Source organism: Chitinophaga horti (genome assembly GCF_022867795.2).
Classification (GTDB): Bacteria; Bacteroidota; Bacteroidia; order Chitinophagales; family Chitinophagaceae; genus Chitinophaga; species Chitinophaga horti.
In genome coordinates this window covers 2,773,750-2,791,693 of record NZ_CP107006.1, presented here as the reverse complement: position 1 = coordinate 2,791,693, position 17,944 = coordinate 2,773,750, and the positions used below count along the sequence as shown (strand labels likewise).

Below are 17,944 nucleotides of genomic sequence, written 5' to 3'. Positions count from 1 at the left end.
CGTTCGCGTTTGTGCGGCGTTCTCTTTGACTAACGACCTTATTATCGAGTGTTTAACATAACTGTTGCTTGGGTAATAACTACGTAGGTCACTTAAACTACCTGTAAACAAAAAGGCCGCAAACCTGCAGCCCTTTCTATCAATATTGAATAATACTAATTCTTTTTCTTCCTGATGGCATCTATCTCTGCCATAAAGATATCCGCATCTTTTTTAGTACGAATAGCCATGGATAAGCTATCCTTCTTCGGCGTAAAAGTTGGACTGGTAGGAAACCTGCCCTCTGCTTTGCATCGCTCAGATTGCCGCTTGATCTCGTCAATTTTGGCTTGTATTTGTGCGTCCATATCCAAATTTACTAATTTTTTAATGATAATAAATAATATGTATAAAGTTCGCTCCTATCTCTTTGATAATCAAATGATTCAGTCTTTGGTTTAAATAACGCCTGGCCTAACTGATCACGTTCCACATCGGAGCGATTCTGCAATAGTTTTACATACCAGTCTACCCCAATGGAAGTGAAAAACTTATTCATAGTAGTTCTGTTTGAAACGAACATGCTGTGGTAAAGTATCGCTCGTAGATCATCCGAGCCATCGAGGCCGATGAGCGAATCAGGATAGTCTGTTAGGAATGATAACGCGAATAAAATAGCAGTCGAAAAAACGCAACTTGAGTCGCGATGTTTTAGTCTTACACGATCATCAACCTTATCGCGTCCTATAGGTGGGCCCATCGAAAGATTGTAAACGCGCGGCAAATACGGGTCAGGATATGGAATGATAGTAAGGCGCATAAGCACATCACATCCGGTAAGTTGTGGCGCAAGGAATTCTGCAGTACTTATTTTGGGATTGATGATGTTGGCGGTCAGCTGATAAGTGTTGTTTAAATCGATCGTAATCATGGATTGGGTGCGTCAAAGGCTGCTTAGGCTGACGCATAGTTTTTACTATTAACAAAAAGATGAGATGAGTCTGCGCAGGATTGGGCATAACGTTTCCTGGCGTGCTAGTGCTAAAATGGAGACGGCGAATTTAGCAACTTCGGTTTGTCTGGTGAAATTAAAAGCAATGTATCTTATCGAGATGTATTGGAATTATCCCCCTAGCCCCACCATCACCCAACCCACACCCAACCCTCACTGAACCATCCGACGGGTAATTTTGCCATAATTTGACTCTTTTTTGCCATAAAATGATACGGCAAAACGCGTTTCACGCCCCGATATTTGTAAAAAAATGCAAACACCATGATACAGGAATCCTTCAACGCAATATCCACCGGTGCCCGCGGCAAGTTTGGCAACCAGGTAGTTATGTACGTGCGCTACGGCCGGCTGATTATAGCCAAGGCTCCGCGTAAACGGCCTGGCAGGGGGACTGACGGACAAGAACGTACGAAGGCGCAGTTCAAGGAGGGAGCAGCCTGGTCGGCCAAGGTGCGTAAGTCAGCGGCATTGCATGCGGTTTATAAAGCCGGGCTTTATGATGCCTTAAACGTGCATAACCTGGCGATCGCCGATTTCCTGCAGGCGCCTGTTATTCACGCCGTGGAGGTAGGCGATCAGGGAATTATGGTGATGGCGACGGATAATTTTAAAGTAGCTGGTGTGACGGTCAAAATTTACAATGGCAAGGGGCAGCTGGTAGAAGGCGGAAAAGCGGTGCAGGAAAAGGATGGCACTTGGTTATATGTACCCTGCAAAGAGCAACTGGATGGATGCCGGATATTGGTGTCCGCCAGGGATTTGCCCGGCAATGAAGCGGTAAAGGAACTGGTGATAGAAGGGGAGAGTGTGGTTTACCCGCCTGCTACAGGTATCAAAACGGCCGAAAAGGCCGTAGCGGGCCACCATGCTTATGACGCAACGGACTTTTTTGATTTCCATATGCTCAATCTCCGTCTATGAATATTGTAAGTTTCTGGCGTTTCAACCGACGCGTCTTTAATGACGTTTATAGAAATAATACATTGATATTCCGAGTAAAACGCCCGCTAGCATCCACTTGAAAATCATTTTTGACGTGAGCTCAGCCGATGCTATAATGTCCAGTGCCAGCGCAACGAGGGTAAACGTACAAGCGGAAAATAGCGCTAATCTTGTTGGCGAATAATTCATTTGGTTCGAATATTTTATCCCTTCGGGAATGAAAGGGAGTGTATCACTTTTATAAATGGGTTCAACTTACAAAAATCCTTTTACCGGATTTATTCAATCTTGGAACGACACCTGTCCAATTCTTGTCACCAAATTAATAAAAATCTGGCTAACGCATTAGTCAACAAGAAAGGTTTGGGGTATTTAAGACTTCAGGAGCGTTTCGCAAACTAAATGACGTCACCTGGCTTACTAGCCTGCTCCCGGCGATGATCCCTCCGAAAAGCAGATGGTGTCTGACCAAAAATCTTCCGGAACATTCTCCTGGTATTCGATGGCTCGCCTAGTTCCATATCGTCAATAATCTGTTCTATACTGGCCTCTGACTCTATGAGCCTTCTTGCTATCTCTTTCGCGATTCTCTCATTTTTTAACGTACGGAGACTCTTCTTAAATAGCCACTTGATGCCCTGCACTGCCTTGTTGTGGGAGAAGCCGAACCTACGCACCACCTGTTCTATTTTGAGTTTTCGGTACTCATCGGTACCTAGCACCTCGGCCATTTCTTTCAGCCTGTTCACTTCCTCTTCGCTGTAAATGTAACGTGGCGCTGCTTCCTCCTCATTGCGCGAGAGGTCATCGATATACAAGGCCAATAGCATCGATACGCTTCTATGCATAAACATGGCGCGTCGGCCATTTTCCAATTTGCTGCTAGTGATGTTGCCCAGCAGCTTCTGGCCTTCTTTACAGGTTTCCATGCGGGGCAGGCGCCACCCGATCAGCGGCGAATTTTGTGCATGTTGATGGAATTGCTCAAGATAGACATGCTGATCTTTCAAAGTAGCCAGCATCTTCATATCAACTTCCACTTTCATAGTAATACAATCGCAAGCGGTTAACTGGATGGGATGCTCACCGGCAGGGAGGTAATACAGGAAATATTGTCCCTCGTCCAGGTTGATGTTGCCCAATTGTTCATGGTACGCCGCGGCTTTTCCCTTTATGGTATAAAACAGGTTGATGAGCGGCGAGGTGCTGCGCATGCATAGATGGGCCTCGTTTTGTAGCTGAAAATGGTGTTTGGTGATGGTGCTGTAAATAGCGTTTTCCTGTTGCTGCAGGAGGCGATTGGTGGCTTGCCGGCTTTCACTTACCGCGTTACGGATAATCATTTGGGGAAAGTCGTGCGGTTCAGGGTGAATGGTCGTGGATGTCACTGCTTCCGGGGCAGCGGAAAACTCAAAAATCATAGTAGTGGTTTCGGGTTATGGAAAAGTTGCCCGGACTTCTAATGGTTGCTGGGGGTGTTGCTAAAATTAGTGAAGCGGAAAGAATCCACCAAAAAATTAACAATCGGCATTTACCTAAACTGATATACTACCACTCCTGCATGTTTATATTACGGTTGTTGGAACCACTTTACGTTTAAAATCGACCCAAAGCGTTTTCCCTTTGATGGCTTGTTTGTGGTAGAAAACCTTGCTGTGGTAGGTACTCGTCGCCGGCTCTACGCCCATGCCGTACGCCTGGTTATCCTTCAGATGCTTGCTCAGCTTGTTCATGAAGGACTTTACCCCCTTGTCCGGCGTCTTGGAAATGATCCTGAGACTCAAATTTTCAATTGCTGCTGCATCAGATCTGCCGCCACGCAGCTCTATCGCATGAATACAAAAAGTTTCGTCGAAAAAGCTCCCGTGCTGCTTCTTCACGAAAGGTTCGGACGAGAAATAAAGAGCGTAGTAATGTTCGTTTATTTCGTTTTCCAAGGCATCGTGGTTTTTAATTTCGACAATGTTCCATGTTTCCTGTTGGAGAGTTTCCATATACAGGCGCATACCACTGTTTTGTATCAGCGGATGTATATCGCGGAGGAAGGTCTCCACTGGGACGTAAATGTTGATCAGGTTAGGCATAATATCGGTTCGTTTGAACAAATCAGAGGAAACCCGCGCTAGCGCCTGCAATTTCTCTGTGACAAATGGTCCTATAGGATTGATGCTGAAAAAGTAGGTCGGTCTTCGCTTCCGGCAATCACGCCCGAAATTTTTTGATAAATCCGTAAGTTGATGCTGTCGGTTCCGTTTATGGCCAGAGCGGCATTAATGGTCCCAAGTGCTTCATGATCCTGCCCGGCGATCAAGAGGTTCATAGCGTGGTTACCCATCAAGGCAGGATCACCCGGTTTACGTTTTACGGATTCTGCGGAATACATAATCGCTTTTTCGATTTGATTCAAATGCATCGCTGCCAGTGCCGCTTCTTGTGGAATATTGTGATTGTCCTGTTCCACGCGCAATGCAGATTCAAAATAGTAAAGCGACTTTTCGTGATCTTTCATTCGCTGATAAATTTTCCCCAAGAAAAACAAGCTTTGCCAGTGGTCAGGATAAATTTGCAAGGCTTTCTGAAACGCTTTAATAGCACCTTTTGCCCTGATCCGTTCCAGGAAATTCATGCTGCGTGGTCTATATTCTTCCATTAATGAAAGTCCCTTCATCTTTCTGCAAGCCAGCTCATACCCTGCATTAAATTCATTCACTTGTTGTTCTGTAAAATTCATAGGTCGTTGTTATGTGCCAAGATATAAAATTCCCACAGAATTGTATCACTTCAACTTTGCCATAAATCGACTCTTTTTTGCCATAAAATGATACGATGATCCGCCCACTTCACCCCGATCTTTGCATACAATTTTCCAGTTACCACCAGGTTTACCGTCGTAAGATGGCGTGAAGGGAGGTGCTGGAGCAGAATGCTCATAAAAAAGGTAGCATAGGCAAAAGGCCATTTCGCTACCCCGGGCATCCTGTGTTAGTTCTTTGACATATTGGTTTAAAAAGCGGTAAGGTGTCTTTTCAAAATATAGAAAGGGAGGCCATTTGTATTGCCCTTAAGTAGCCCGGGCTTCGTTTGGGGCAATGGTGGCTTCCCTCTATTTTAACTTCCCCTCCATCTCCCCATTCCCCGGCCACCCCAACACCATCTCCCTAAACCCTCCGTCCCTACCATACACCAAATAACTCGGCAATCCACCCAACTTAAAATGCCTGTACACATAATCCATCTCGTCCTTCGTGATGTAATAATGCTCCCCGCCAATCCCCTGTACCTGGCTTTGCCAAAGCTTCTTTGGCGACGATGGGCCGGTAACGTATACAAACACCACATCTTTCAGCCGTGCTCTCAGTTCGCGCGACTCGTTGATCGCGTCATGACAAGGTATACACCACGTCGCCCACAAGTCAATCACGACGGTCTTTCCCTTGTACCGGGCAACAATGGCATCCATTAACTTTTCGACAGGAACGGCCGGGGTCTCATTAACGACCAGGTTTTCTTTGAAGCGGGCAGCGTCAATGATCTCCTGGTTCCTGCGCAGGAGCATCTTTTCCAGGTCGTTGCCTTTGAAGTGTTTTTTGATGTTGGCGATCTGTTTCTCCGATAGCGGTTGAACTTCCAGCTCGAACTGCATCGCGTAGGCGTTGCCTACCAGCATGTCGTAGTACATGCCTTTGTCGAAGCCCACTAACGGGGCCAGGATGGCTTTTGTATTGTTGGTCCACTCATCGATAGGAGTGTCCTGGACGCGTGGGATGTTGAGGATGGGGTTGCGTAATATCTCCTGGTTAAGGTCGGGTAGGGCATAGGTGTACAGATTGAGGGGATTGTTCAGGTTCAGGTTTTTCAGGAACGAAAAGTATGCACGATCGGGCTTCCTGATCATCGCACTATCCGGCATCTGCTGCTGGTGGGTGTTCATGTAATTCAGGATCATTTCCCGTTCGTAGTCAAACAGGTGCACCTGGTAAATGCGCAGGGCGAAATCGCGGAAGGTCATCACTTTCATTTTGTTGGATAAAAGTGTAGACTGGTTCAGTACGCCCCATCTGTCCCGCAACACTTTATTGGTATGATCGAAGAAGTCACTGAACGGTTTGTCGTACAAGGTCGGCCTGGGTTTATTGGATTTATGGGCGGATAACGCTGAGAATTTGTTGACGCCGTGTACGAGATCGTTTTCGGTGAGGCCGCCGGCATCGTTGGTTTTCATCTTATCGATATCGCCGTCTTCGTTGTAGTTGATGGCTACGGTGCTTGCACGGCCGTTTGTCAAAAAGGTGGTAACGGTATGCATTTCATTGATGTCGGTCTTGATGGCACAAATGCTCCGGTTGGTCTCGGTATTCACTTTTACGGAGAAACGGCCGTCAGTGCCAACAAGTGTTCTGTATCGTTTGTTTTCGCCGGTAAAAGGCTGCGGAACGGTTACCTGTACCCAGATGCTGTCGCGTTTCAAGCCGGGAGGCAGGGTGATCCGGCCGCTCACGGTAACGGTACCGGCTTGCATGACGGGCAGGTCAGACGGGGCATTGGTCGTAAATTTCGGCAGCAACTCGGATTGTGCGCAAACGAACATCGGCAACAGGAACAGCGCAAGGGCGCAGGTTAACTTCATCAGCATACTTTCTCAGATTGATTCGTGGAATGCATCAATATACACTTTTGATCTGTAAACTCCATGCCGCTAACGAAATTCGTACTATCTTCCACGTCTGAACGAAATGATCACGGAAGTAACCATAAAAAGGACCTTGCTCTTCGCAGCACTGCTGGCCATATCGAGCCTCAGTACAGCGCAAAATGGTTTCACGGGCTATGGAGAGGTGCCTGTTAAAACGCCGGACTCCCTGTTACGGCATATCGCCGGGGCCACCGATATTCGCACGAAGGTAACGTCTGTACAAAACCTGCTCACTTTTCATACGGACCACGGCACGACGGATTCTGTCATCTTTTACACACGGCAATTGCTGGCAGACCTGGATCGCAGCGATATGCCAGGTAAACGTACGCACCAGGCAAGGCTCTACCTCACGCTCGCCGACGCCTACAGGCAGGAAGGCCTGTACGACGAAGCACTCAGGTATTACCTGCAAGGTGTTCCCCTGGCAAATGATCAAACAGGTTATCAACTCGGCATCGCGAACGTGTATGCCGCCCGTAAGGAATACAACAAAGCCATTTCCGCCTGCCAGGAACTATTGAACAAGAACCCGGAGGAGGGCGTGAAACACCAGGTGTACGAGCGGCTGGGCATCATCTATCTCGAACAAAAGGACTTGCCCCAGGCGAAGCAGTATACGGAACAGGCATTGGCTTATTTCCGGCAGCAAGGCCACGCAAAAAGTGCCTTACAGGCGAACCTTACGTTAGGGATCATCGCGGAGTTAAACCAGCAGTCGGACGAGGCATATGTTATTTACAGCTCGGTGAAGGACAGCGCACAAAATCTGCAGTTCTTCGACCTGTACATCGATGCCGGTCAGCGCCTGGGCGATCTGCTGGTTGCCCGGAAGCAATACCAGGACGCAATGGCACTGCTCCCCATGGTGTATGCGAATGCGATTCAATGGAACAACCTGGAGGCGCAGCTGAGGGTGCTGAACAGCCTGCGCAACCTGCACGCTGCCATGGGCGACTACGAGAACGCCTACGCGCTCATGACGCAATACATGGGCATCTCACAACAGCTAATCAGCCGCCAGAACAAAAGGGAAATCAACGAGCTCGAAATAAAATACCAGACGGCCCAAAAGGAGAAAGAGATACTGAACAAGCAGAATGAGCTGGATCACCAGCGAACGGTCCAGTACAGCCTGCTGATCGGCTTCCTGGTGATCCTGCTGCCGGTAATCGCATTGCTGTATGTGTACTACCAGAAGCTGCAGGCGCAAAGTAAGCTGAATGCGACAATGGAGGAAATGAACCGGCAGAAGGTAGCAGCGCTGCTGAAGGATAAGGAACTCGAACTGCTGAAGGCTTCCGTAAACGGTCAGGAAAAGGAGCGTAAACGGATCGCCGGCGAACTGCATGATAGTATCGGCGGTAACCTCGCGGCGATCAAGTTGCAACTGGCGAGTCAGACGGGGCTGGAGGCGCTCATCCGCCAGGTAGACGATACGTACCACCTGGTGCGCGATCTGTCGCACGACCTGGTGCCGCAAAAGTTTACGAACACGGGTTTTGCAGACCTGATCTCGGGCTACATCCGCCAGTTCAATGTGCCGGGTAGCGCGGTGATCACGTTCCATGCTTATCCGGATGAAGATATCGACCGCCTCGGCGCATCGCTGAAGGTGGAGATCTACAAGATCATCCAGGAACTGATCACGAATGCCCAGAAACATAGCCAGGCCTCGAAGGTGGAAATACAACTCACGAAACTGGATGGCTTGCTCAAGCTGCTGTTCGAAGACAATGGCCGTGGCTTCTCCCCGGAAGCGGCGAAGCATGGTCTCGGCTTCCAGCAGATACGGGAGCGGCTGAAGTTGTTCGATGGGGTATTTACCATTGATTCCTTCCCCTCCAAAGGCACCGTCATTGACATTGAAATACCGTTACATGAAGCATAATATTATCCTTGCAGACGATCACCAGCTGTTCCTCGACGGACTCACGCGGCTCATCGCGCAGGAAAAGGATTTACATGTATTGTACTACGCTCACAATGGCCAGCTGATCGTGAATTACCTCGATCAGCACCCGGAGGAGCAGGTGGACCTGGTGATTACGGACATCAGTATGCCAGACATGGATGGCATCAGTCTCAATCATCACATCAAGGAAAAACGCCCGGAAATCAGCACGCTGGTCGTAAGTATGCATACCGATACGAACATGATTGATGCGCTTATTCAGAATAATGTAGACGGCTTCCTCTCTAAAAACGCCGACTCCACCGAACTGCTGGAGGCCATCCGGGTGATCCTGAAAGGAGGGAAGTACTTCTCCGAAGCGATCAAGCAAGAATATATGAAGCGTGTGTTCAACAAGGAAAAGGAAACGCTCGAAATGCTCACTTCCCGCGAAAAGGATGTCCTGAAACTGATCGCCGAAGAATACACCACGGCCGAAATCGCCGACAAACTGTATCTCAGCAAACACACGATCGAAAGTTACCGTAAAACGCTTATCCTTAAACTAAAAGTGCGCAACCTGGCCGGGCTCACCCGTTACGCCGTAAAACTGGGCCTGCTCAACTAACCCCCTGAAAACAGGGGGCTGATTTTCACTGGATACGATGTTGTTGCCCGCATCTCACCGGGCTACCTTTGTTGCATAACAAACAAACACCATTTCTTAAAACCAAAAATGCAACATTATGATTTACGGAATAACACTAATCCTGCTGAGCATCATCGCCGTGCCTTCCCTGATTTTGGCAAAGAAACCTAACGCAAAAGAATTACTGGAAAAAGTAGAACCTTACCAGGGCTGGATAGGCATCGTGTTCTGCTTCTGGGGTATCTGGGGACTGGTAACCGCCGTACTCAACCTCGGCTGGCTTACCTCGGCACCTATCTGGTGGACGACCCTCGCCGCAGGCAGCCTGGTGGAAGCGTGTCTTGGCTTCTTACTCGGTTTCCCGCTCATCAACAAACTGTTCCTGTCCGGCAATGAAAAAGCCCGCGAAAAAGCAGCACGTATCCGCGGGAAGGTAGCGCCCAAACAAGGTAAACTGGGTATTCTCGGTATTATCGTAGGTGCGTGGATGATCGTTGCGTCTTTCCTTTTTACCGTAGCCTAGTTTTGACCCAATAGTAGTGCGATGAATTTTCAACATAGCATAGCCGGCCTTCATCCTGTCTGAATAATAAAAGCCGCAACTACTGCGGCTTTTATCTTATTTTCTCAGCTGACTCAACTTCATCGCCCGCTCTATCCGCGGCCGGTTATACCGTTGCAGGAAAACCGGGTAAAGGTTCAGCAGGATGTTAGTGATGATGAGCCATATGGCTCCGACAATGCCAAACACAAACGAAACATAACCAGTGATTCCCAGTACGATGATAAAGATCACCAGGTGCCCCACCTCACTTTGTTTGGTATGATAATGCAGGCGGGTCAGTGCATCTAAGTCTTTTTTTACCGGTGCTGTTTTTTTGCGGTTTTTTTCCCATCCCACCCAAACCAGCAGCTTTCTGTAGAAGTTGATGCCGAGTGAGGTATATAGTTTGCCGCGGCGCTCCCAGTCTTTCTCTTCGAAATAAGGCGACTCCAATTGTACTTTATATGTTTCCGTAAAAGTAAACGCGCCGATCATCAACAAAAAGTTGGTCGACCACGCAAACCCGAAACCGTTCAACGGCATGTAAAGTGTGATGGCGTAGATAAGGGCTCCCACAACAATTGTTATAAGTACTACTGCGAATGTCTTCTTCATGGGTCCGTCTTTTATTTAACCACCTCACTCACCAGTATCACCGGCGCCACATTGGTATAGTTCGCAAAATCCGCCCTGATCGCATCCCTGTTTGGCGAAATCGCCGCCTGGTATTCACTCAGGCTCTTCACATAAAAGGTGCCGATAGCCATGTAAGGCAAAGGCTGATTAGGCATCCCGCTGCTCAGGCCTTTCTCAATCGTGTATTTCACGAGATTCGTGCCCAGGAATTTTGCGACCATCGGCATATGTTTGGCCTCGTAATATTCCATGTTGAAGGTTTTGCCTTCACTGAACGGGTACATCACCGAAATCTTGATAAGGCCTTTCTCAGCAGCGGGTTTGTCCTGGCTAAAGGCCGCGAAGAACGTGGTTACCAGGAGGAGTGTTAGAAAGAGTTTGCGTTTCATGGTGTTAACTTTGAGTTTAATGTACTCAAAATATTCGGAAATACTGGCAATAAAAAGGAGGGACGCCGGCGTCCCTCCCAGGTGTATTAGCAGTTATCGCGCTAATCATCTATTGTTTCACAAACTTCACCACTTGCTGCGCCCCTTCCTGCGTCACGACCAGGATATAAACGCCTGCCTTATAATGTCCGCCGATGGAAATAGGACTGCCCGTCGGCACCGCCTCTTTCGTCTCGAACAGATGCCCGGATGCGTCGTATACGTGTAAGACTATACGGCCTTTCGCAGGATCTGCTTTGATGACGGCGTTGGTATGCGTCGACGTCGGATTCGGCGCCAGGCTCACGTTGAGGCCTGTGGTATGGTCCGGCTGTGTAACGCCAAGGGTAGCCAGTATCAGCGGGAAGTTGCTGTTGATGCTGATGTTGCCGCCCGCCAGGGCTTGTTCTGCGTTCAGGATGGCGTACCAGTTGCTCGCAAACCACAGGCTGCCGTTGCGGTTCCTTACGGAGATGGCGATGGCGTCGGTGGCGTTGCGGTCGGTCATATCGACGAACATCGTGGCGTTGTCTTCTACCAATATTGGTGCAAAAGGATCGGTGATGTCGTGGATGCTGGCTTTGCCGGTGAAGAAGGCTTTGGCCGGCAGTATGCCGATTGCAGGCGTGGCGGTCAGCAGGGTAGGTGTGTTGCCTTTAACCTGGTACACGCGCTGGTTGCTGCGGATAATGGTATTGTAACTGCCTTCCAGTTTACGGGTACTCCTGTTGTATTGCAGGTGGAAACCGAAGTTTTCCCTGCTGCCCACATCTCCTGGCTTGATGCCGGCAGAGCGGTTTAGTTGCAGGAAGCCGCCACCGGTTACCAGTCCGTTGCTGTTGCGGGCAACGGTAATAATGGTGTTTTCGGTGGATGCGTTACGTTGATAAGCGACACCTGCTACTACGCCGATGGTAAACTCCCGGGCGTTAGCGGCGCCTGGGTCTACGCTCCAGGTGTAGGTGGCAGTGCCGTTCGGCGCCACGGGAACAGTCGCGATGACGGCCTGGGTGCTGCGGTCGATAAAGCTGATCGTTGCCTTAGTTACATCTCCCGCAAACGGATCGGTGGCAGGCGTTTCGGCTGTGATGTCGCGGAGGGTGGCGCTGAGCGTAACGGCGGAGCCATTGCCGGCGAAGGTGCTGCCAGTGTAGGTGATACGGGCGTCTTCTGGCTGAATGATAAATGCACTGCTGTCAGCCGCCGGCTGGAACAGCGCATCGCCCTCGAATACAGGACGCAGGGCATAGCTGCCGGGCAGCTGCGCTATTAGCAGGGCTGCGGTGCCCGTGCCTATGCTGTCTGTAGTCGATTGTACAGATTGTGTACCCAAATCAAAACGGATAGTCTTGCCATTAAGCAGGGTGCCTGTTTCCTGGTCGGTCAGTACGGCGCTCAGTACTTGTTTGTCGGAATACTGTTCGGTGCTGTCGCCGGTGTAGCGAATGATTGCCGCACGTTTCTGCACGGTGACCAAAGCTTTGGCAGTCGCGGTGTTACCGGCAGCGTCGGTGACGGTGAGCGTTACGGTATCAATACCGGCGGTAGCAAACTGCGAAGGAGTCACCTCCATGGTGAACTGGCCGCTGTTGTCGGAGGAGCTGTCGTTTACCTGTGCAGCGGTGATGTTCGCAACGCCGTTCAAACCGAGTGTTACGGCCAGGTCTTTCGTGCGTACGGTCGGTGCTTCGGTGTCTTTCACCGCGCCCGATTGTCCGACTATGAAGCTGCCGAAGGCGGTATGACCCGCAGCGGCAGCGTAGTATGGATTGGTCATTGTACCGGCACCGGAAAGGGTGGCGGCAGATTCGATCCAGGTGTTGTTGTCGTACCGTCCTTGTACGAGTGCGTTAGCGGTGCTGAAGTTGGACGCCTGGCTTACGGGGAGCCAGCCGAAAGCTGCGGTCAGGTTCGCGGTGGCAGGTGCGGTGATGTTGTATTGGCGCTTCACGATCGCAGCGCTGTCGGTTACGGGTAAATCAACGGTGGCTTTCACACCCACGCCGATGACATCCGGGGTGCCGGCGTTGGTCAGTCTTACGGGGCTATACGCGTTGCCTGCGCCTACATAGTAGGTCACCGCGCTGTTGGCTACTCTGGATTTCAGTTGCCCATCTCCCTCGATATTAAAGAAAACGACTTGCCCGAAGTTGTTATTTGTTACGACGATATTGGTGGCCGTATTGCTGGAGCCGATCGTCCGCGCACCGGCATCGGCTACACCATTGTTGCCGATATTCAGTGATACGGAGCCGGTTGGCGCCGTAGTGGCATTAGTAATGAAACGGATCGCGTTACCCATCAGCCACCTGCCGTTTACGTTGATGGTAGTGACACTTGGTAAGGTAGCATGTCCTACTACGCACGATGTACCGGTCGACCGCATATCTAACGTACCATTGATGTTGTAGGTGTAGTTGCCAAATTCACCAATGGTATTCGTCGTCGGGCTGCTACCCGCCTGCAGATAGCCGGAGCTGCCCATGGATACGGTTTTACCTTCATTGATGGTGATGGTAATGTTGTCGTCGTTCTGCGATTCACTGGTCCAGGGCAGGGTAGTGGAGGTGGAATGGTTCGCCCTCATGTAGCTGGATAAATTCAGGTTGGCGTCGATAACGACTTCCACCGTTTTAGCCAAAGCGTTTACGGTAAAGGTATTCAGGTAAAAGGTATTGGTACCTGTGATATAAATCGTACCCTCTGCACGATAACCCTCGAAGTTCACGCGGTTAGCGGAAGCGGAGCTGGAACCCACGCTGCCAAAGTTGTTCACGCTGCTGATGACACGCAGGTTTCTCGCAGATGCGGTACCGCTGCCACCATCGCTGGTGCCGGATTGCAGGGTGCCGCCATTCTCCACCACGAGGTTGTTAACGGCGCTGGTAGCGTTCAGGGCCACGGTATGGCCGGTACGGATAGTCACGGTGGGCACGGCGCCGTTGGGTGGTACGCTGGTGCTGTTCCAGTTACTGCCGTCGAAGCTTTCCCAGATGGCGGTGCTCACGGTGCTGGTGCCCCAGTTGCCGCTCGCGGCAGAGCGATAGTCGCCGGCGACGGTTTTAGGTACGTTAGCGGTCTGGAAGCTCCAGGTGGCACCGACTGTCGTGCCGTTGCCGTTCTTGCCGTCAATGCGCCAGAAATAGCGGGTATTAGGCTCCAGGTTTGTAGGCGTGAAGGTGGTGTTAGCGACGTTGCCGATATTCACGAGATTATTAGTGTCAGTACCCAGGTACACTTCGTATGTGTCCGCATAGTTACTGCTCCAGCCCAGGGTGAGCGGCTGGTTGTTCAGCAGGATGTTGCCCGCACCGGTAGCAGGCAATGGACTAAAGGCGGGTACGGGCAGTGTGCCGGCGGCCGGAGTGGTCACGGCTGCAACGGCGCTGTATACGGATTTATATGCCTTGATGCGATAGTAGTAAGTCACACCGGCTTGTAAACCGCCGTCGCTGTAGACGGTGGTGTTGGCAGTGGGATGTGCGATGTCAATGAAAGTGGTATTATCACTGCTTCTTTCGAGGATAAAATATTCCTCGTTGCCGGAGTTGTCGGTCCAGGTACAGTTCACGGTGTTGGCTTCACCAGGAGCAGCTACCGGCGCGCTCAACGTCAGGTTTGACGGCGCTTCTACGAAGTCCGGGCTTTGCACGGCCAGTTCTCCAATGGCGGGTTTAAATACCCACAAGAGGCCGGGACCCGGCGTGGCGGGAATAAATTGGGTGATGTTACCCTGCACCGCACCGGCGACGTTAAATAGCTTAAACTTATCGCCCGATGCAGGCGTGCCGGTAAAGTGGAGCTGCAGGGTGCCGCCATAAGTCACGTCTTTGGTAACGGTGACTACATCGGAGGTGTTGTTGTTTTTGTTAATGTCGATTACGGTGGTGGCGGTGGACGTCAGCGCCAGGTTGTCTTTCAACGTGAAGGTGCTGATGGAGTTGTCGCCGGGTTCGAGTAATCCGTTTACTTCCACTGCTGCAGACACAGCGCCTTTGCCGGCGAGGGTAGCGCCTTCTGCCACGGTTACTTTACCGGTACCGGTATTATTGCCGTTCAGGATCAGTTTTCCGGCTTCGATTGTCGTAGTGCCGGCGTGGGTGTTGTTGCCGTTCAGGCGCCATAAACCGATGCCGGTTTTAACGAGGGTGGTGGTGCCATTACCCTCTGCTGCATTCCCATACAGGTGATTGTTGATGATGCCGTTAAAGGTTTCATCGGTACCGGCGCCACCCACAATATAAGTGGTGATACCATTGCCGAAGCTCGGCGATTTAGTGCCGCCGCAGGACAACCAGGTACCTGCGTTGCCGGATAGTCCGCCGATAGAAAACACTTGCTCGTTGCTGTAAGCCGCGATCTTGGTGTTACCTGTCAGTACGATCCTGTTGTTCGGAAAACCGCTGTTGTTGTCGATCGCCAGCAGGCTGTAAGCTTCTTCTGTATTAATGCCATGCGCAACGAGCGTACCGGTAAAGTCGCTCCAGTCGCCCTGGATGATCTCTCTCAGGTAAGGAATGGTGTAATTGAGCGTGCCGCCACCATGTACGGTCATCGACAGGTTTGCAAGCCGATACGGCTCGAAACCGTTGACGGTACTGTCTTCCACGTACAAGTGCAGGGGATAGTTCTCATACATGGAGTTACTGCCACCGCTGGTTTTGTATGTGCCGTTCTGCAACCGTAATACCTGCGAAGTGCCGATGCCGCGGTTGTTATCGATGATGTTGCCTTCGAGTGTCGCGCTGCTCAAAGGGTTCACTTCGAGGATGCCGCCTTTCACAATCGTTTCGCCTGCATACGGGTTCGCATTTTTGAGTACGAGTTTGCCTGGACCGGCCTTGATCAATCCGCCGTCGCCGGTAAGCACGCCGTTGAAGGTAACGGTGGTGGCCGCATTGCTTACATTAAATTCGCTGCTGTTGTCCAATACGGCGTTCCGGTCGGTGCTGGTGGTAGGGCCGGTATATAACCAGCTGCCGCCTTTCCAAACCCAGTTAAAACCGTAGTTGGCAGATGCGCCGATCGAACTGGCGACGCCCCCGTTACCCAGGGTATTCAGTTCGAGGGTGCCGTTGTGAAGCACGGTAGCGCCGGTATAATTGTTTTTAGTGAGCAGGGAGAGGATACCGCTGCCGGCCTTATTAACGGACTTTGTACCGCTGATAACACCTGCACCTGCAAAACTATAGTTCGCTGCACTGTTCACCAGCATATCGCCCGCAACCATGGGGGCGATGACATGGATATTGCCGCCTGCTCCGTCGAAAGTGATGCTGCTGCTATCGGTAAACGGTTTCGGCGTAAGGGAACTGTCGCGCCAGTTTTGGGTGATAAGGTCCCAGTCCTGGCTGATGGCGCCCGTCCAGGTTAAAGCAGCGGCAAAGGTGGAGGGGTTTAACACGGGCACTTCCACGGGTTTCGATTTGCCGGTGAATTCATTGGAGTAAGCAGAGGAACCGCCTGCATTAAACGCCTTCACCCGAAAGGTGTCCGACTCCTCCGGCTGTAAACCTGTTACGGCAAAGTAGCTTTCATTTACGCCGGTGGTACCAATCTGTGTCCAGGCACCGTTCACCATTCTCTCTACCGCGTAGCCCTGCTCTTTTTCGGTGTAATCCAGCCAGGAGAGGTAGATCGTCTGCTGTGTCGCCGAATCCTGTTTCAGTTTCAGTGGCGCACGTAAATAAGGCTGCGAATCATCCCCCGAAATACTATTGATATAACGTTCAATATTCGCGTAGCCTGATGCGTGGATCGTCATCGCATCGTCCGCCGAAGCATTGGTGCCATTGGCGTTTTCCCAGGCATCGGGCATGCCGTCGTTATCGTTGTCGATGCGTGTATTGCCTGCCCAGAGGTTCCAGCCGGTAGGTGCACCGAAAGGCAAGGTGTTTTCGTTGGCAATGTGTTCGCCTTTTTTGCCGAAGGATTTTACTTCGTTTACGACGTAGTAATCTGCGTAATCGCGGTAGGGTAGACTGGCGCCGACTACAGGCAGCAGACTGTTCACCAGCTGATCTGCAGGTTCGGTAGGTAAGGTCGGGTACGGATACGGGTTGCCCTGGAAATCAGGCGGCCCTGCATACTCAGCGGGCGGTATCACATAAGGATTAAATACGCCATCGCGGTTGTTATCATGGATGTTGCCGGATGCGTAAATATGGTAGTTCAGGTTGCCGAGATTAAACGGCGCCACGCCTTTTGCCGGCCCCTGTATAAACACGTTGTTGATCGCGTTGGCGTAAGAATGTCCTTCGGACTCGCCGCCCATAATGTACGCGCCATCTTTCCAGTTGTACACGATATTGTTTACATACTGGTTGATGCCTTTGATCTTATTGTTACGCGTGCTGTTGTCTGCATACAAGTTGCGGTAAAGCGTGATGCTGTCTGCCTGCATCAAGCCGCCTGCAGAGTGCGTCAGCAATCCCTGCGACATAATACTGTTCTGTATTGTAATGTTTTTCGCCGTAGCAGCGTTGATCGAAAACGTTTCGTCGCGCCCCCAGGAAATAGAACAGTGGTCGAAAATCATATCGTGCCCCTCGGCCAGACCATTCGCATCTTTCCCATCATCGCCCACAATACCCATACGAATGCGGAGGTAACGGCAGATCGTATTGTCTGCATTCGAAAAGCTCCAGCCATTTCCGTAAACGGTAATGCCTTCGCCGGGCGCTGTTTGCCCCGCAATGTAGATATTGCGCGCCACGACAATACGCGACGTAATACGTATCACGCCCGCCACATCGAATACGACAATCCGGTCCGGCGCACTCACCGCATCCCGCAGCGAGCCCGGCCCGGTATTGTTCAAATTGGTAACGTGATACACCGAGCCGTATCGGCCCCCGGTAGCGTATCTGCCAAACCCTTCCGCCCCGGGAAAGGCAAGCGTTTGCGCCTGGATAGGAATGGCGGCCAACAGGCCAAATACCATGGTGAATAGCGACAGGTATCCCTGCCGTAGTGTGTACAGTTTTTTCATAATAACGTGAAGATTTTTAATCGTGGATTTGCTTAGATTAATATAGCGTACGGGAGGGGCAGGACTGTCATGCACTATCCTGAAATCCGGAGGTTACGGCGTGCTTAATCGATTGTAGCCGGGGATATTTTTTCACGCTCAGCCATAACTTCCCGCCAGCTGGCTATAGCGGG

General features: G+C 50.8%; 13 protein-coding genes. 4 read left to right on the top strand and 9 right to left on the bottom strand.

Annotation, left to right across the window (positions count from 1 at the left end):
- Positions 1-155: 155 nt before the first annotated feature.
- The gene (locus MKQ68_RS11210) at positions 156-347 is read right to left on the bottom strand and encodes a hypothetical protein (protein WP_264283372.1); all 192 of its coding nucleotides are present in this window, start codon (positions 345-347) and stop codon (positions 156-158) included.
- Between the two features lie 11 nt (positions 348-358).
- Positions 359-910: a DUF6934 family protein gene (locus MKQ68_RS11205; RefSeq protein ID WP_244843163.1), complete on the bottom strand. Its 552-nt coding sequence runs from the start codon at positions 908-910 to the stop codon at positions 359-361.
- A gap of 345 nt (positions 911-1,255) precedes the next feature.
- Between MKQ68_RS11205 and MKQ68_RS11200 the strand changes: the two genes are divergently transcribed.
- Positions 1,256-1,915 carry a hypothetical protein gene (locus MKQ68_RS11200; protein WP_264283371.1) on the top strand — a complete coding sequence of 220 codons (660 nt, stop codon included), beginning with the start codon at positions 1,256-1,258 and terminating at the stop codon, positions 1,913-1,915.
- Between the two features lie 419 nt (positions 1,916-2,334).
- On the opposite strand, the gene MKQ68_RS11195 is transcribed toward MKQ68_RS11200, so the two are convergent.
- The 4 genes from MKQ68_RS11195 to MKQ68_RS11180 form a co-directional block, all read right to left on the bottom strand.
- Positions 2,335-3,357 carry an AraC family transcriptional regulator gene (locus MKQ68_RS11195; protein WP_244843161.1) on the bottom strand — a complete coding sequence of 341 codons (1,023 nt, stop codon included), beginning with the start codon at positions 3,355-3,357 and terminating at the stop codon, positions 2,335-2,337.
- 144 nt (positions 3,358-3,501) lie between these two features.
- Entirely contained in the window at positions 3,502-4,020 is a 519-nt protein-coding gene (locus MKQ68_RS11190; protein ID WP_264283370.1) for a hypothetical protein, read from the bottom strand.
- A 71-nt stretch (positions 4,021-4,091) separates the two neighbouring features.
- Complete coding sequence (locus tag MKQ68_RS11185) at positions 4,092-4,667, bottom strand: hypothetical protein (RefSeq protein ID WP_264283369.1); 576 nt, start codon at positions 4,665-4,667, stop codon at positions 4,092-4,094.
- Between the two features lie 372 nt (positions 4,668-5,039).
- On the bottom strand, positions 5,040-6,569 hold the full coding sequence (locus tag MKQ68_RS11180; RefSeq protein WP_264283368.1) for a TlpA family protein disulfide reductase: 1,530 nt from the start codon (positions 6,567-6,569) through the stop codon (positions 5,040-5,042).
- Between the two features lie 100 nt (positions 6,570-6,669).
- On the opposite strand from MKQ68_RS11180, the gene MKQ68_RS11175 reads away from it, so the two are divergent.
- From MKQ68_RS11175 to MKQ68_RS11165, 3 genes are all read left to right on the top strand, one after another.
- Complete coding sequence (locus MKQ68_RS11175) at positions 6,670-8,520, top strand: tetratricopeptide repeat-containing sensor histidine kinase (protein ID WP_264283367.1); 1,851 nt, start codon at positions 6,670-6,672, stop codon at positions 8,518-8,520.
- Entirely contained in the window at positions 8,510-9,151 is a 642-nt protein-coding gene (locus MKQ68_RS11170; protein ID WP_244843153.1) for a response regulator, read from the top strand. The genes MKQ68_RS11175 and MKQ68_RS11170 overlap by 11 nt, the downstream gene beginning before the upstream one ends.
- A 118-nt stretch (positions 9,152-9,269) precedes the next feature.
- Positions 9,270-9,695, top strand: a complete 426-nt coding sequence (locus MKQ68_RS11165; RefSeq protein WP_264283366.1) for a hypothetical protein — start codon at positions 9,270-9,272, stop codon at positions 9,693-9,695.
- A gap of 96 nt (positions 9,696-9,791) precedes the next feature.
- Here MKQ68_RS11165 and MKQ68_RS11160 read toward each other — a convergent pair whose 3' ends face one another.
- From MKQ68_RS11160 to MKQ68_RS11150, 3 genes are all read right to left on the bottom strand, one after another.
- Positions 9,792-10,331 carry a glycosyl-4,4'-diaponeurosporenoate acyltransferase CrtO family protein gene (locus MKQ68_RS11160; RefSeq protein WP_264283365.1) on the bottom strand — a complete coding sequence of 180 codons (540 nt, stop codon included), beginning with the start codon at positions 10,329-10,331 and terminating at the stop codon, positions 9,792-9,794.
- A gap of 11 nt (positions 10,332-10,342) precedes the next feature.
- Positions 10,343-10,741 (bottom strand): EthD family reductase, encoded by a 399-nt coding sequence (locus tag MKQ68_RS11155; RefSeq protein ID WP_264283364.1) that lies wholly within the window; start codon positions 10,739-10,741, stop codon positions 10,343-10,345.
- Between the two features lie 109 nt (positions 10,742-10,850).
- On the bottom strand, positions 10,851-17,771 hold the full coding sequence (locus tag MKQ68_RS11150) for an autotransporter-associated beta strand repeat-containing protein (RefSeq protein ID WP_264283363.1): 6,921 nt from the start codon (positions 17,769-17,771) through the stop codon (positions 10,851-10,853).
- Positions 17,772-17,944 lie beyond the last annotated feature (173 nt).

Coding starts and splice junctions, on each gene's coding strand:
- MKQ68_RS11210 (WP_264283372.1), bottom strand. CDS start 347: ATGGACGCACAAATACAAGCCAAAATTGACGAGATCAAGCGGCAATCT.
- MKQ68_RS11205 (WP_244843163.1), bottom strand. CDS start 910: ATGATTACGATCGATTTAAACAACACTTATCAGCTGACCGCCAACATC.
- MKQ68_RS11200 (WP_264283371.1), top strand. CDS start 1,256: ATGATACAGGAATCCTTCAACGCAATATCCACCGGTGCCCGCGGCAAG.
- MKQ68_RS11195 (WP_244843161.1), bottom strand. CDS start 3,357: ATGATTTTTGAGTTTTCCGCTGCCCCGGAAGCAGTGACATCCACGACC.
- MKQ68_RS11190 (WP_264283370.1), bottom strand. CDS start 4,020: ATGCCTAACCTGATCAACATTTACGTCCCAGTGGAGACCTTCCTCCGC.
- MKQ68_RS11185 (WP_264283369.1), bottom strand. CDS start 4,667: ATGAATTTTACAGAACAACAAGTGAATGAATTTAATGCAGGGTATGAG.
- MKQ68_RS11180 (WP_264283368.1), bottom strand. CDS start 6,569: ATGCTGATGAAGTTAACCTGCGCCCTTGCGCTGTTCCTGTTGCCGATG.
- MKQ68_RS11175 (WP_264283367.1), top strand. CDS start 6,670: ATGATCACGGAAGTAACCATAAAAAGGACCTTGCTCTTCGCAGCACTG.
- MKQ68_RS11170 (WP_244843153.1), top strand. CDS start 8,510: ATGAAGCATAATATTATCCTTGCAGACGATCACCAGCTGTTCCTCGAC.
- MKQ68_RS11165 (WP_264283366.1), top strand. CDS start 9,270: ATGATTTACGGAATAACACTAATCCTGCTGAGCATCATCGCCGTGCCT.
- MKQ68_RS11160 (WP_264283365.1), bottom strand. CDS start 10,331: ATGAAGAAGACATTCGCAGTAGTACTTATAACAATTGTTGTGGGAGCC.
- MKQ68_RS11155 (WP_264283364.1), bottom strand. CDS start 10,741: ATGAAACGCAAACTCTTTCTAACACTCCTCCTGGTAACCACGTTCTTC.
- MKQ68_RS11150 (WP_264283363.1), bottom strand. CDS start 17,771: ATGAAAAAACTGTACACACTACGGCAGGGATACCTGTCGCTATTCACC.